This window comes from Roseivirga sp. (assembly GCF_965216855.1).
Lineage (GTDB): Bacteria > Bacteroidota > Bacteroidia > Cytophagales > Cyclobacteriaceae > Roseivirga.
In genome coordinates, this window is sequence record NZ_OZ244204.1 from 1,563,033 (window position 1) to 1,576,378 (window position 13,346).

Annotated in this window: 13 protein-coding genes; 3 read left to right on the plus strand and 10 right to left on the minus strand. The window is 43.5% G+C overall.

The features are described from left to right. Positions 1-20 precede the first annotated feature (20 nt). Positions 21-1,235 (minus strand): DUF4856 domain-containing protein, encoded by a 1,215-nt coding sequence (locus ACOOEY_RS07065; protein ID WP_420387971.1) that lies wholly within the window; start codon positions 1,233-1,235, stop codon positions 21-23. Positions 1,236-1,531: 296 nt separating this feature from the next. Further along, positions 1,532-2,350 (minus strand): purine-nucleoside phosphorylase, encoded by an 819-nt coding sequence (locus ACOOEY_RS07070; RefSeq protein WP_420387972.1) that lies wholly within the window; start codon positions 2,348-2,350, stop codon positions 1,532-1,534. Between the two features lie 248 nt (positions 2,351-2,598). On the opposite strand from ACOOEY_RS07070, the gene ACOOEY_RS07075 reads away from it, so the two are divergent. The 3 genes from ACOOEY_RS07075 (at position 2,599) to ACOOEY_RS07085 (ending at position 4,885) form a co-directional block, all read left to right on the plus strand. After that, positions 2,599-3,126, plus strand: coding sequence for an NADPH-dependent FMN reductase (locus tag ACOOEY_RS07075; RefSeq protein ID WP_420387973.1), 528 nt, complete (start codon positions 2,599-2,601; stop codon positions 3,124-3,126). 291 nt (positions 3,127-3,417) lie between these two features. Beyond that, positions 3,418-3,642, plus strand: a complete 225-nt coding sequence (locus ACOOEY_RS07080) for a hypothetical protein (protein ID WP_420387974.1) — start codon at positions 3,418-3,420, stop codon at positions 3,640-3,642. Positions 3,643-3,802: 160 nt separating this feature from the next. After that, entirely contained in the window at positions 3,803-4,885 is a 1,083-nt protein-coding gene (locus ACOOEY_RS07085) for a DUF4221 family protein (RefSeq protein ID WP_420387975.1), read from the plus strand. A gap of 286 nt (positions 4,886-5,171) precedes the next feature. Here ACOOEY_RS07085 and ftsZ read toward each other — a convergent pair whose 3' ends face one another. The 8 genes from ftsZ to ACOOEY_RS07125 form a co-directional block, all read right to left on the minus strand. Beyond that, on the minus strand, positions 5,172-6,734 hold the full coding sequence (gene ftsZ / locus ACOOEY_RS07090) for a cell division protein FtsZ (protein WP_420387976.1): 1,563 nt from the start codon (positions 6,732-6,734) through the stop codon (positions 5,172-5,174). Between the two features lie 68 nt (positions 6,735-6,802). After that, positions 6,803-7,159 (minus strand): four helix bundle protein, encoded by a 357-nt coding sequence (locus tag ACOOEY_RS07095; protein ID WP_420387977.1) that lies wholly within the window; start codon positions 7,157-7,159, stop codon positions 6,803-6,805. A 68-nt stretch (positions 7,160-7,227) separates the two neighbouring features. After that, positions 7,228-8,538, minus strand: coding sequence for a cell division protein FtsA (gene ftsA / locus ACOOEY_RS07100; protein ID WP_420387978.1), 1,311 nt, complete (start codon positions 8,536-8,538; stop codon positions 7,228-7,230). 8 nt (positions 8,539-8,546) lie between these two features. Beyond that, a complete protein-coding gene (locus ACOOEY_RS07105; RefSeq protein WP_420387979.1) occupies positions 8,547-9,314 on the minus strand; it encodes a cell division protein FtsQ/DivIB in 768 nt (255 codons plus the stop codon). Continuing rightward, complete coding sequence (gene murC, locus ACOOEY_RS07110; RefSeq protein WP_420387980.1) at positions 9,311-10,684, minus strand: UDP-N-acetylmuramate--L-alanine ligase; 1,374 nt, start codon at positions 10,682-10,684, stop codon at positions 9,311-9,313. Before murC ends, ACOOEY_RS07105 begins: the two co-directional genes overlap by 4 nt. Continuing rightward, positions 10,681-11,793 (minus strand): undecaprenyldiphospho-muramoylpentapeptide beta-N-acetylglucosaminyltransferase, encoded by a 1,113-nt coding sequence (murG, locus tag ACOOEY_RS07115; protein ID WP_420388641.1) that lies wholly within the window; start codon positions 11,791-11,793, stop codon positions 10,681-10,683. Before murG ends, murC begins: the two co-directional genes overlap by 4 nt. Before the next feature lies 1 nt (position 11,794). Next, a complete protein-coding gene (locus ACOOEY_RS07120; protein ID WP_420387981.1) occupies positions 11,795-12,952 on the minus strand; it encodes an FtsW/RodA/SpoVE family cell cycle protein in 1,158 nt (385 codons plus the stop codon). Beyond that, positions 12,949-13,326, minus strand: coding sequence for a four helix bundle protein (locus ACOOEY_RS07125; RefSeq protein ID WP_420387982.1), 378 nt, complete (start codon positions 13,324-13,326; stop codon positions 12,949-12,951). The genes ACOOEY_RS07120 and ACOOEY_RS07125 overlap by 4 nt, the downstream gene beginning before the upstream one ends. Positions 13,327-13,346: the final 20 nt, after the last annotated feature.

A 13,346-nucleotide genomic window follows, 5' to 3' on the forward strand; every position in this document is an offset into this window, starting at 1 on the left:
TCAGGTCAATTGTTCTGAAATTAATTTCCTGCCTGAGCTACAGTAAAGTCAAACTTGTTGGCAATACTGGCTGAAATGGCATCGAGAGTAGCCGCATCAAGGTCCCAGAAACCGTTAGCTGATGCATAGAGGTCATCAATCATCTGATCTACTTCTGATCTGCTGAAGAAACTGGTTCCTGAAAGAGAGTTATGAGTAAATCGCAAACCATAAACAAAGCCGAAGCCTTCAGACAGGTCATGAAATGCCGTACCGTACTGCTCATTTTCCAGGGCAATTTTTCCTTGCTGCAGATAATACACAGCTCTGATAGCGATTATCTCCGATAGCTTTTGCTTGATGATTGCAGCTTGTGCATCTCTCACATCATATTGTTGGGCCACAATCGCGGCTCTTCCCAGGGTCAGGGCATTGAAAACATCTTGTGCTATGCCGGCAAAGTCATCGTCTCCTTCTACTCTGCCCAGGTATTTATTCAGGTAACCATCGGCACTACCGAGTTCAGTCAGTGGATCGGCCTGATTAGAAGCGTTACCAAACAGGTAGCCATAAGCCTCATCCCATTTATGCTCCATGGTGGTATAGTTTTTACCATCTTCCAATACACCCTGGCTATTATTCTCCTGGTTTGAACCTTCATCCAAAACAGCAGTGCTGAGGTAGTTATTCACCATTTGATCAAGCATCAGCGCACTGATCAGAGATTTTGTGAAGGCTTGATTATACTCTAACCCTTTAGCGTTGACATAGCGGGTTGAGGTACCATCGGCCAGCTGACCTGCATTACCTGCAGTAGCCAATTGGTTTCTGTTAGGATATATTTCATTGATCTGACCTGAAATCCAGCTTTCGAACTGCGCTTTGATCTCAGCTGACTCAGTTGCATTGGTAGAGAAAAGATCTCGAGAAGCAGCCACTTTGCTCTTAATGCTCTTTGTGGCAGCGTTGAGGTCAGCATCCTGAAAAGGATTTACATCGCCTCCCTGGCCATCGTCATTTCTGAACATTTCCAGTAAAAGGGCTTCAGTGGTATTGTCAAAATCCAAAAAGGCTGAGCTCAGTTCTTCTGCCATTTTTATTCTGGTTGTCTGTCCGGAGAACGACACGGTGCTCTGTCCGTTACGCTCAAAAGTGTAAGTCGAAGGAGCATTTACTTCAGGTAACCCTTCATTATCGTCACAAGAGAAGAGTGCTAAAACAAGGAATAAAACGGCCAATGGATAGTTTCTGGTCATCTTTTATTTTCTATTTTTATTTAGATTGATTTTAAACAGAGCGCAAAAGTAATGCAGACCGCTCATCCCAACAAGTGTTAGGCTAACTTATTTTTAATTATTCTAAATAAGAATAGAAAGCACTATGATTTACGGCATCGGGGAAAAATCCCATTAAGATCACCTTCAAAAAGAACATGAAAGCGCTGTCAAAGCGTGTCAATCCGGTAGATTCTTCGGCTGCGCTTAGATTGGAAACAGACGATATTATCACCACCTGTAAAACAACAATACCTTTTTATCCTGATTTCTCTGGTCTACTGATTCCTGATCAACTCCCTTATAATCCTGGTCATACCCTTTTCAGCCTTAAATGCAGCTGCCAGTATATTGGCTATTTCAGCTTTCTCCAGATGATCGGGGTCGCAAAGGTCCGTAATAGCTGATATCGCAAAAACGGGCAAGTCCATGTGTCGGGCGACTATGACTTCTGGAATAGTTGACATGCCAACAGCATCTCCCCCAATTCTTCCTATGAACCTATATTCCGCTCTGGTTTCGAGGTTGGGACCACTCACTCCCACATAAACTCCTTCATGGCAGGGGATGTCATTGGCTTTAGCTATCTCTAAAGCCTCATCGATCATCTTCCTTTCATAAGGCTCACTCATATCGGGAAAGCGTCCTCCGAATTCATCGAGATTTTTTCCGGTTAATGGGTTTTCCTTAGTCAGATCAATATGGTCTTCTATGATCATCAGATCGGCTACCTGATAACTCAGGTTGACTCCTCCTGCCGCATTGCTGATAAAGAGCTTCTCAATGCCAAGTAGCTTCATCACTCTCACGGGAAAGGTTACTTCTTTCATATTGTAGCCTTCATAATAGTGGAAACGGCCTTGCATAGCCACCACCTGTTTACCGGAAAGTTCACCGAAAATGAGTTTACCATGATGGCTTTCTACAGTAGAAACCGGAAAGTGAGGAATCTGATCATAGGGAATTTCAGTCACTATATTGATTTCATCTACCAGTGCGCCAAGGCCCGTTCCCAGGATAATACCAAACTGAGGTTTTACTTCAGTCTTCGATTGAATATATGCCACTGACTCGTGAACCTTCTCTGTATATGTCATAGCTAATAGATAGTGTTTAATCGATTATCACGGCTCTCCCTTTTGTTCAGACCAGAAAAGCCTTACGATTTCTCAGGCTGTAATAATAGAAATAAAATCATCCCGATACCTGACCGACTGCGCAAAATAATGCCGATTGGAGAACCTTTTCCCCAACAATTCAATTATCTGTATCTACATGTGAAATAATTTAAACTGAAGTCGTGCAATTGTGTTAATGACTTTAAGTTTGCAGGGAATTAGAAGTGATGATTACAATAGTAGTAGGTACCAACAGGAAAGATTCGATGAGCGCTAAAATCGCTCAGTACTATCAAACCATTCTGACAGAATACTATGAGGGGCCAACGCAAATCGTTGATCTTGCTCATTTGCCTTCAGATTTTACCGGAACTGCTCTTTATGAGAACAATGGTAAGAACAGTACTTTCAATGAGATCCGTGAAAAGGTACAATCGTCTGAGAAACTGGTCTTCGTTGTTCCTGAATACAATGGTTCTTTCCCTGGTGTGGTGAAAGCCTTCATCGATGGACTCAAATACCCTGAAGGAGTCCGAGACAAGAAAGGGGCGCTTATTGGTGTATCGTCCGGAGTGCAGGGTGGACTCATTGCTATGTCGCACCTGACTGATATTTTTAATTACCTGGGCATGCATGTGCTGGCATTAAAACCAAAACTGGCCGGTATTGAGAAGAACTGGGACGGTGAAAAACTGACGAACGCTTTATATAACACACTGCTCCATCAACAGGCAGAGAAGCTGGTTAAATTCTAATTCTATTTCTTTATACCGGGTTGGTTCGGTATACGATATTCAACTCCCATAGCGTCATGCTGAACCTGCCTTTGCCGGCAGGCAGGCTCGTTTCAGCAGCTCAGGCCTGACTACCGCACCTGATCACAATTAGCGAGTCATAACAGATCACCACAATTTCTCCATCCTGATTTACCGAGCGAAGGCCCCTTTGAGAAACCAATCATTCTACTAAGTATGAGTTTTCAGATAATTATACTTTTGTAATAATTATTTATTCTTTTAGATTTTTATTTATTCTATCTTACTGCTATGAAAGCGATAAGAAAACTCTCAATCGTAACGGCCCTACTGGTTGTATCAGTGGTAACCGTTTATCCTCAGGCCAAAAGCACCGGAGTCAAGAAGTTCACTCATTTTCTGGCTACAAGGCAATACTGGATGGGATCGAAACTAATCACAGAAACCGTAGAAGTTATTCATTGTGATTTTGAAGGAGATACCTGCTGGACTGGTGAAGTAGTAGCAGTGAAATAGCTTGAAAATTAAATCTCTGAATTTGGCTTTGAGACAAAACAGTCTCAAAGCCCTCATTCACCAACCTCAATCATATATGAGATCGCTTTTCCAAAGTGTCACAGCTATATGTTTATGCCTGTGTTTTGCCTGCAAGCCTGAGTCTGTAAACCATTCAACTATGGAGGACGGTCCAACCTTGAGTGAACGTAGAGCTTATAAAAAGCTATTCCCTCTCGACTCACTAACTACTTATAAGACTCCTTACACCACTACTTATTTGGATGGTAACGGTAAAGAGTATCTGCTTCATATCAATGAGTTCACCAATGCCATTTATTTATACGATTTTAAGACTGAACAACTCATCCATTCAAGACGTCTACCACTTTCCGGACCAGACAGTCCGGGCAAGATTGATATGATTTATGTAGACGACCTGGCCAACATCTACACAATCGACAAGTACAAGAATCAAATCAGCAGAATTCAGGACTTATTCAGTCCATCGATGCGTATTACCAGATATCAATTCGAGTTCAGTGATTATACCATGGTTACCGATATTCAATCTGAATTTACAGTAATCGGAGACTCAATAGCCTGGATAGCGACCGTCCCTTACATTCAACCCAGCATTCCCATTTCCAATGGCGGGATTTCACTGGTTCAACTGAATCTAAAGCACAAGACCCAAACTGCTTTCCGACTCTATCCTGACGAATACAGGGTAACATGGCCTTTCTCTTTTAACTACCCCTATTTGACTTTTGACGCTAATCAAAACCCTATCCTTGGATTTAGAGCCAGCAACAAGATTTATCGCTATCATGCAGAACAACAGGAATTCAATATCCTTACCATAGAAAGACCCGGACTTACAATTAAACCTCCTGCAGGTTCATTCACCGATCAGGAAGAACTCAAACTCATTTATACTACTCCGTCTTTTAGCACACTCAAGTTTGACAGGTTCCGACATAAATTCTATCGTTTTTATCAGATGCCGGATATCAGGAAAAGCGAGCAGGTTAACTTTACCAGTGGCTTTTGGACCGTAGGAATGCAGATCATAAATGAGTATTCCCTGGAAGTTGAGGCGGATATTTACCCCATTACGAGAAACACAGAAATTCCTCTGCTCATTTCAGAGGATGGGCTTTGGATACAAGATGTTGCATTCGACCTTGTAGCCGAAGAAATAGATGAAGACTATCTGGCTTACCTCAACCTGGTGACTGATCCAGGCGCATATAAATATTGACAGAAGCTCAATGATGGCAAAAAGCTGATCATCAGTCTCAGCTGTCCATCGGTGAAGACACCGATGGTGGCCAACATTCTCTTAGCAGCCAAAAGCGTCATGCTGAACCTGCCTTTGCCGGCAGGCAGGTTTATTTCAGCATCTCAGGCTTCAATCTCAGCGGCCAATCTGCAGAGACATCAAAGGCAGCTTGGTATTCTTGACAAAAAAAGACAGCCCATGGCAGTAGGCTGTCTAATTACACGTCTCAACTTTCAACCGTTGATTAAGTTAAAATTATTTGTCTTTAGTCGACATTATCATGGAGGAACTTGTTGTCGCCCATGATCTCATCATCGTCATTCAGGTTATATCTGGAAATATTTCGCTCAGATGAAGGTGTATTCTCACTCAATCTCACCTGTCTTCTCTGATAAGCAGGAATCTCAAGCTTATCCTTGAAATCATCGTTGCTCATTCCCTGACCTGAAGAACCTCTCAATCTTTCTTCCCTCAGTCTTGCCTGCTCCTGAAGTTTCTGACGTTTCATCTCGAGGAAGTTCTTATTCTTCTCTTCGTAAAAGTCATTGTCTAAAGAGCGGTTACGCTCCTCGATCTCATCATCAGGATCGGCACTTCTTGGAAACTCTTCGATTTCATATTTACTCGCCAGTTTAGAAAGGAAGGTATAACCCGAGGTCATATCATCGTCCTCTTCTTCCTGTTGAGGTTTAGCTTCAGGCTGAGGCTCCTCTTGAGGAGTTTCAGCAGATCGGTCAAAAAGGTTTGTCTGTAAGTGTTTAGGTGAAAGAGAATCTTCGTCTCTGAGATCAATCTCGCGATTGCTCTCCAGATCGATAACCTTCTTAGTTGATTCACTGCTTCGAGTCTTCAATTCCGGAGCCTCAAAACCTGTTGCAATAACTGTGACGCTAATGTTCTGACCATGATCTGAATCGATACCATGACCGAAAATCACCTCTGCATCATCGCCAGCTTTTTCCTGGATGTACTCTGTAATTTCTGTCAGTTCATCCATTTGCAACTCTGCCTCTTCTCCCGAAATAATGGAGAGGAGAATCTTAGTTGCACCATTAATATCTTTGTTGTTCAACAGTGGTGAAGAGATGGCCATTTCAGCGGCACGCAATGCTCTGCCCTCACCATCTGCAGTGGCTGATCCCATGACGGCAGCTCCCGCTCCTTTCATTACTGTCTGAACATCCATAAAGTCCACGTTCACATAACCCGGTACGGTTATGATTTCGGCAATACCTTTAGCAGCTGTGGTCAGAATATTATCTGCCTCTCCGAAGGCTTTACTAATTGGCAGGTTACCATGAACTTCACGAAGTTTATCATTGAGAATCACCAAAACGGTATCACAGTTTTCTTTCAATTCTGCGATTCCTCTGTTGGCTGCTTCTGTCTTTTTCTTGCCTTCAAAACTGAATGGAGCGGTTACAATACCTACGGTGAGCAAATCCATATCTTTCGCAATCTTGGCGATGATCGGAGCAGCACCTGTTCCGGTACCTCCACCCATTCCGGCAGTGATGAATACCATTTTGGTATCATCTGAAAGCATGGTTCTGATTTCTTCCTTGCTCTCAATAGCCGCGTTTTTCCCAATATCAGGATTGGCTCCTGCACCGAGTCCTTCGGTAAGACCAATTCCCAATTGCAGTCTGTTAGGAACAGGACTGCTTTTTAAAGCCTGTGCATCTGTATTGCACACTACGAATTCCACATCTTTAATACCTTGATTAAACATGTGATTTACTGCGTTGCTTCCGCCACCGCCAACACCAATCACCTTGATGATTGATTTGTGGTGTTTTGGAAGTTCAAACATATATGAGTCTGCCATGTCGTTTTATTTTAGTCGGAAGGCCGAAGACGGAAGACGGAAGTCTTACCAACCCAGCTTTTCCCCTGTTACTTTTTTATTTTGTTTCTGAAAGCCACCAACATGTTCATCAAGTGGAACAGTGATTGGTAATAGCCTTCAAATTGCTCTTCGTTTATATAATTCCTTCTTTTTGCTTTGTAAATACAAGTCACAACTTCTGCCAAAGACCTAATGGAATAACCAATGAACTTTTTCTGCTCTAAATCTGACTGACCAATTGAGCCCTCTGAAATATTCAGAGCAATTGAATCAGAAGCTCTTAAGATTTGGGATGAAAGGTTAAACCTTTCTCTGTCAGGAAAAGTCAATGACAATTCGTTTATCTCTTCTCCCAAATCCATGGCTCTTTGCCAGATTAATAGTTTTTCAAATTTGAAACTCATCGTCTATTCGTTTCAGTTCTTATTTCTTCAGTTTTCCGGCTTCCGTCCTCGGTCTTCCGACTTCGGTCCTAATACTCCCCTTTATCATGGAAATCATCCATCAAAAGGCCTTTGGTCTTGTCGATGAGTTTGCTGAAGAATTCAGCACCTTTCTTCTGACCTCTCATTTCTTTCTTCACTCCACCAGCATGAGACTTATTCTCATTGTAGCGGTTTTCTCTTTCATCGATGGCTCTGAAACCAGAAAGCACCAAGCCTACCGTAGTGGCATACATTGGACTTTTGATAGCTTCAATCTTGGATTTACCTAAGTGCTCGTTTGGATATCCGATTCTGGCATCCATTCCGGTCATGTATTCAAACAACTGCTGCACATAGGCGAGTTGTGAACCACCACCGGTGATCACAATACCTCCGGCCAGCTTATTGGCATAGCCTGAAGTAATAATTTCTGCATGCACCAGCTCGATAATCTCTTCCATTCTGGCCTCGATAATGTGCGCCAGGTTACGGATCGATATCTCTTTTGGAGGTCTGTTTCTTAAGCCTGGGATCGATACGATTTCATTAGGGTTCGCCTCTTCGGCAATAGCTTTACCAAATTTGGTTTTCAGTAATTCTGCCTGATTCTGCATCACTTTCAACCCTTCTTTGATATCAGTAGTAATGATATTACCGCCAAACGGGATAACAGCTGTATGTCTGATAATGCTGTCATGGAAAATGGCAATGTCAGTAGTACCACCACCAATGTCTACCAGGCAAACACCTGCTTCTTTTTCCTCATCACTCAATACCGAAAGGCTCGATGCCAATGGTTCGAGGATAAGATGTTCTATTTCTAAGCCACCACGCTTTACACACTTATTGATATTTCTTATGGCATTAGTCTGAGCAGTAATCACATGAAAATCTGCTTCGAGCTTAACGCCTGACATACCTACAGGATCTTTGATGCCATCTTCATAGTCCACAATGTAGTCTTGCGGCATAACGTGAATAATCTCACAGCCAGGAGGCATGACTATCTTGTGAATATCATTGGTGAGTCTGTTAATGTCCTCTACCGTAATTTCATCATCTACCCTGTCTCTGGTAATGCTACCATGATGGATAGAGCTCTTAATATGCTGACCTGCAATACCCACATTCACCACATTGATTTCAATGCCTGACTGCTCGCTTGCTTCGGCAATGGCTTTTTCAATAGCGATGATTGTCTTGTCGATATTGGTCACAATACCACGGATCACCCCATCGGAAATGGCTTTTCCCATTCCCAATACTTCGAGCTTTCCATACTCATTTTTTGTTCCGACTATGGCACAAATCTTAGTTGTTCCTATGTCGAGTCCTACTACTATTTTGTTGTGTTGCATGGCGTTGATTAATCACAAATTATTTGATCCTTGTACTCTACATTCACCTTGGAATATGTATTCCAACCTTTGGTTGGCATTATCTGCTTGAAGAAAATCTCAAGCTTTTTGAACTTCCGTTCAATATCTTCTGCATAGCCGAACTCCAGTCGCTGGTCACCCACCTGAGGGTACATGACGATATAGCCTTTACTGGAAATATCGATCTGACCGATTTGCATCGTCCAGAACTTGTGAGCATTCACAAAATTGATCAGCTCAAATACTTTGGCGGCATATTCTTCATCGGCCACTGAGGCAAACTCCATCAGCTGATCTACATATTGGCCGGTTACTACCGGCACCCTGGCCGTGTATTTACTGGAGACCGGAAGCATTTCTCCGTCTTCTCCGATATAGGCATTATCTCCACGGTTCGACATCAGTCGGGCTACCGGCTTATTCTGTCTGGCCTTTACTACCAAATGCCCTTTGAGGTCTCGGTATACCTCTGCGTCTTTCACAAAGCTGTGCGATTCAATGCGCGACTCTACATCTTTCAGGCTCACCCGATTGAACCCATCTCCGAGAATAGAATCTCCTTCTCCCTGCATGATGAGTGCCATCACATCATCTGCATCTACAAAGAAGTTCTCGTAGGCGTTTTCGATCTCCACATCGATATCTTCCATGTGGTAGCCCATATCGCGGTTTTTGACTGAACTGGCTAATACGATCAGGATCACACAGCCCAATACAATTCCCAATATTCTAAGCACGGTCTCTTTCTGTTTCATGACAATGCAGTTTTTAGGGGTTGAATCAATTTATCTATATCGCCCGCGCCTACCGTCAGTAAGACTTCGGGCTGCCAGGCTTTAATATTTTCGATCAGGTCTTCTTTACCTGAAATCATTTTTCTCTCACAAGTGATGTTGTTCAATAACATCTGAGAACTAATCCCTTCAATTGGAAGCTCTCTGGCCGGATAGATATCCAGCAACATCACTTCATCGGCCAACGAAAGGCTGGCTGAAAATTCTTCTGCGAAGTCTCTCGTTCTGCTGAAAAGGTGAGGCTGGAAAACAGCCGTTACTTTTCTGCCGGCAAACAGATCTTTCACAGACCTGAGTAGTGCAGTGATTTCTACTGGATGGTGGGCATAGTCATCAATAAAAATGAGGTCTTCTCTTTTAATGATGAATTCAAACCTTCTCTTTACTCCTCTGTAGCTCTCAACTGCTTTCTTAATGGCATCTTCCTGAGCTCCTAAATGTCTGCTCACTGAAATAGCCGCCAGCATATTCTCTACATTATGGTAGCCGGGCACATTGAGTCGAATTCCTTCAATTACCTGCTCACCATTTTTATAGTCGAAGATGAACGAAGCATCCTCAAAGCGAATATTCTCAGCGGTGATGGATGCATCTGTCAGCGCATATCCTTCATGGTTGAGCTGCTCATCGGTCACCAGTTCTTTGGCCAGTTCATTTTTCACGAAGAGCTTTCCTTCCTTCTTCACCTTGCTGATGAATTCACGGAATGAATCTTTCAAGGCATCTTTGTGTCCGTAGATATCGAGGTGATCAGCATCGGCTGCCGTCACCACTGCCCATTCGGGGTGCAAAGTCAGGAAGCTTCTGTCAAACTCATCGGCTTCAATTACGGCTATGGCTTCGCTGGTTTCATTAAGGATCATATTCGTGTCATAATTGGCACTGATTCCTCCCAGAAATCCGGCAACATCAAAACCTGAAGCTTTCAACAGGTGCACTACCATTGACGAGGTGGTCGTTTTGCCATGCGTTCCTGCAACTGCCACGCTACGCATATTCTGGGTAATTACTCCTAATACCTGTGCTCTTTTCAACACCTCATAGCCTTGTTCCCTGAGCCAATTCAATTCTGAATGGTCTTTAGGAATGGCTGGCGTATAAATGACCAGGGTTTGTTCCTTATTTTCCTTTACCGCCTGATCGATAAGTTGAACATCATCTGTGAAGTGAACATCAATTCCTTCCTGAATCAGTCTGTCGGTCAACTCTGTGGCGGTGCGATCATAGCCAGACACACTTTTGCCATTGTGCCTGAACCATCTGGCCAAAGCACTCATGCCGATACCTCCAATACCGACAAAATAGACGTTATGTATCTGTTCTAAATTCACGCGATGAGTTTTACAATTTCATCTACAATTTCATTGGCGGCATCTGGCTTGGCCATAGCCTTTATATTCCTGCTCAATTGAGCTTTCTTGTCTTCATCTTTCAATAAGTCAATGGCAGTGTCGATGAGCACCTTTCTGGCTTCAGTATCTTTCACCAATATGGCGGCCTCATTCTTTACCATAGCCATGGCATTTTTGGTTTGGTGATCTTCAGCCACATTGGGCGAAGGCACAAAAACCGTTGGCTTACCTGCAATACTGAGCTCTGAAACAGACAGAGCTCCGGCTCTGCTGATAACCGCATCTGCTACTGCATAGGCCAGATCCATCTCTTTCAAAAATTCAAAGAGTCTTATCTGTCCATTGTGTTCAACCCTGGCCAGTTTATCCTGCATTTCAGTATGGTAGAACTTACCGCATTGCCAAATCACCTGAACCTGAGCATCTACCAGCTTTTCGACATTGTGGATGATGCTATCATTGAGGGTTCTGGCCCCCAAGCTTCCTCCCAGTACGAGCAATACCGGCATGTCTTTTCGCAAATCGAAGTGCGTCATGCCTACATCCTTCTTGTCGGCCAGTTCGGTAATGTCTTTTCTTACCGGATTTCCGGTTAACACAACCTTTTCTGCAGGGAAAAACCTTTCCATATGCGGATAGGCCACACATACCTTTTGTACTTTTTTAGCCAGCACCTTATTGGTTAAACCGGCATAAGAATTCTGTTCCTGCACAATGGCCGGAACTCTGTTCTTTACCGCCATTCTCAACAATGGACCGGAAGCATAACCTCCCACTCCAACAGCGGCATGAGGCTTGAATCTCTTGATGATCTTCTTGCTCTTAACAAGACTGTCGATCACCTTTAATGGGAAGGATAGATTATCGAGGGTCAGCTTACGCTGAAGCCCGCTGATCCATAAGCCTTTGATGGTATATCCGGCCTCGGGTACTTTCTGCATCTCCATTTTACCTTTAGCCCCAACGAATAAAATCTCGGCATCTTCGAAGCGAGCTTTAAACGCATTGGCTATGGCTATGGCTGGATACACATGTCCTCCGGTGCCTCCACCGCTTATAATCAATCGATATGGTTCCTTCTTTTCGATCTTATGCTGTTCTTATTGTATTCTTCATTTCGCCACTCACGGCTGAAAAGTCATCTTGTTCTCCACGGCTTACACTGAGAATAATACCCAGGCTAAGCCCGGTAAATAGCAGGGATGTTCCTCCCATGCTTATCAATGGAAGCGTCTGACCTGTTACCGGTCCTAAGCCCACCACAACTCCAATATTTACCAATGCCTGAATCACCAGCGCAAAGGTGAGCCCAGCCGAAAGCAGTCCTCCAAATGCCCTGTCACTATTCGCTACCACACGCATTCCTCTATACAGTAATACCAGATAAAGGAAGAGCACGAAAATCCCTCCAATCAAACCATACTCTTCGATAATGATCGCGAAGACGAAATCAGAGTAGGCTTCTGGTAGAAAGTTGCGTTGTACACTGGTTCCGGGTCCATTACCCAGCACTCCACCACTGGCCATGGCCATATTGGCTACCTTGGCCTGATATGGTATTTCTGTTGGGTGAAGGAAGGACTCAATTCTACTCAATGCAGTTTCTCCTCTCTGTCCAACTTTCATGGCAATCAACCCTGCAAAGGCGCCCACCACCATAAGCATCGCCAGGTATTTGACGGGCACACGCCCAATAAAAAGGAGCAACATGCAGGTGGCAAAAAGCAGGACAGCGGTTGAAATGTTGGTCATGGCGATGAGGGCACAAATGCCCCCACACCAAGCCAGTATTGGAATTAAAGATTCCTTAAAGTCATTTATCTTCTGCTGGCGCTTAGCTAACATGGTAGCCAAAGCCGCGATCAGGGCCAGTTTCGCCAAATCGGACGGCTGGAATTGAATCCCAATAAATGGCAAATCAATCCATCTGGAGGCTTGGTTAATGCTTGATCCGAACAACCATGCATAGAGCAATAAAGGCACTGAAAGCAAAAGTGCTATATGCGTCAGCTTTGAATAATATCTATAATCAATCTTATGAGCGACCCACATGACAAAGAGTGATAGCCCTACCATGATGGCATGTCTCAATAAGTATTTTTCTGTATTGACCCCTGCTCTATAGGCCAATGAGCCCGTAGCAGAGTAAACTACCAGAATACCAAAAACAGACAGGCAAATGACTACCAGCCAGATGACCGGGTCACCCTGAATGTTTTTGTCTGTCCATTCTTTAATCTTATTCATATCAGATTTTTGATCTCCGATTTTTGATTTTTGATATTCCTGTTAGCCGAAGCAGTCTTGACAGAAGCCACAACCATGGCTAAAATCTCATCTCCTTCTTTGATTAATTCTTTCAGCAACGGCTGGTCTGTCCCCTTTAACTCCGTTAACAAATCCATGAAGTACAAGCACTCATCGGCTTCCTCTTCAACTATCTTCAGTTTATTGATAAAGTCTGCTGATGATTTTGCTCTACAAGCAGCACGATAGTTGGCACCAACAGATGTACTACATCTGGTCAGTTGTCGACCAATTACACCGCAAGAGTATCCCTTTGGCAATTCCTCAATCATTCTCAAAATATTGAGTACATATTGCCTTTGGCGTTTGATCATATCGTGTCTACTAAAACTCA

Bases quoted from the DNA above. Each gene is read 5' to 3' on its own strand.
- ACOOEY_RS07125 (WP_420387982.1), bottom strand. From the start codon at position 13,326: ATGATCAAACGCCAAAGGCAATATGTACTCAATATTTTGAGAATGATT.
- ACOOEY_RS07080 (WP_420387974.1), top strand. From the start codon at position 3,418: ATGAAAGCGATAAGAAAACTCTCAATCGTAACGGCCCTACTGGTTGTA.
- ACOOEY_RS07105 (WP_420387979.1), bottom strand. From the start codon at position 9,314: ATGAAACAGAAAGAGACCGTGCTTAGAATATTGGGAATTGTATTGGGC.
- ftsA (WP_420387978.1), bottom strand. From the start codon at position 8,538: ATGCAACACAACAAAATAGTAGTAGGACTCGACATAGGAACAACTAAG.
- ACOOEY_RS07095 (WP_420387977.1), bottom strand. From the start codon at position 7,159: ATGAGTTTCAAATTTGAAAAACTATTAATCTGGCAAAGAGCCATGGAT.
- ACOOEY_RS07070 (WP_420387972.1), bottom strand. From the start codon at position 2,350: ATGACATATACAGAGAAGGTTCACGAGTCAGTGGCATATATTCAATCG.
- ACOOEY_RS07075 (WP_420387973.1), top strand. From the start codon at position 2,599: ATGATTACAATAGTAGTAGGTACCAACAGGAAAGATTCGATGAGCGCT.
- ACOOEY_RS07120 (WP_420387981.1), bottom strand. From the start codon at position 12,952: ATGAATAAGATTAAAGAATGGACAGACAAAAACATTCAGGGTGACCCG.
- ftsZ (WP_420387976.1), bottom strand. From the start codon at position 6,734: ATGGCAGACTCATATATGTTTGAACTTCCAAAACACCACAAATCAATC.
- ACOOEY_RS07065 (WP_420387971.1), bottom strand. From the start codon at position 1,235: ATGACCAGAAACTATCCATTGGCCGTTTTATTCCTTGTTTTAGCACTC.
- ACOOEY_RS07085 (WP_420387975.1), top strand. From the start codon at position 3,803: ATGGAGGACGGTCCAACCTTGAGTGAACGTAGAGCTTATAAAAAGCTA.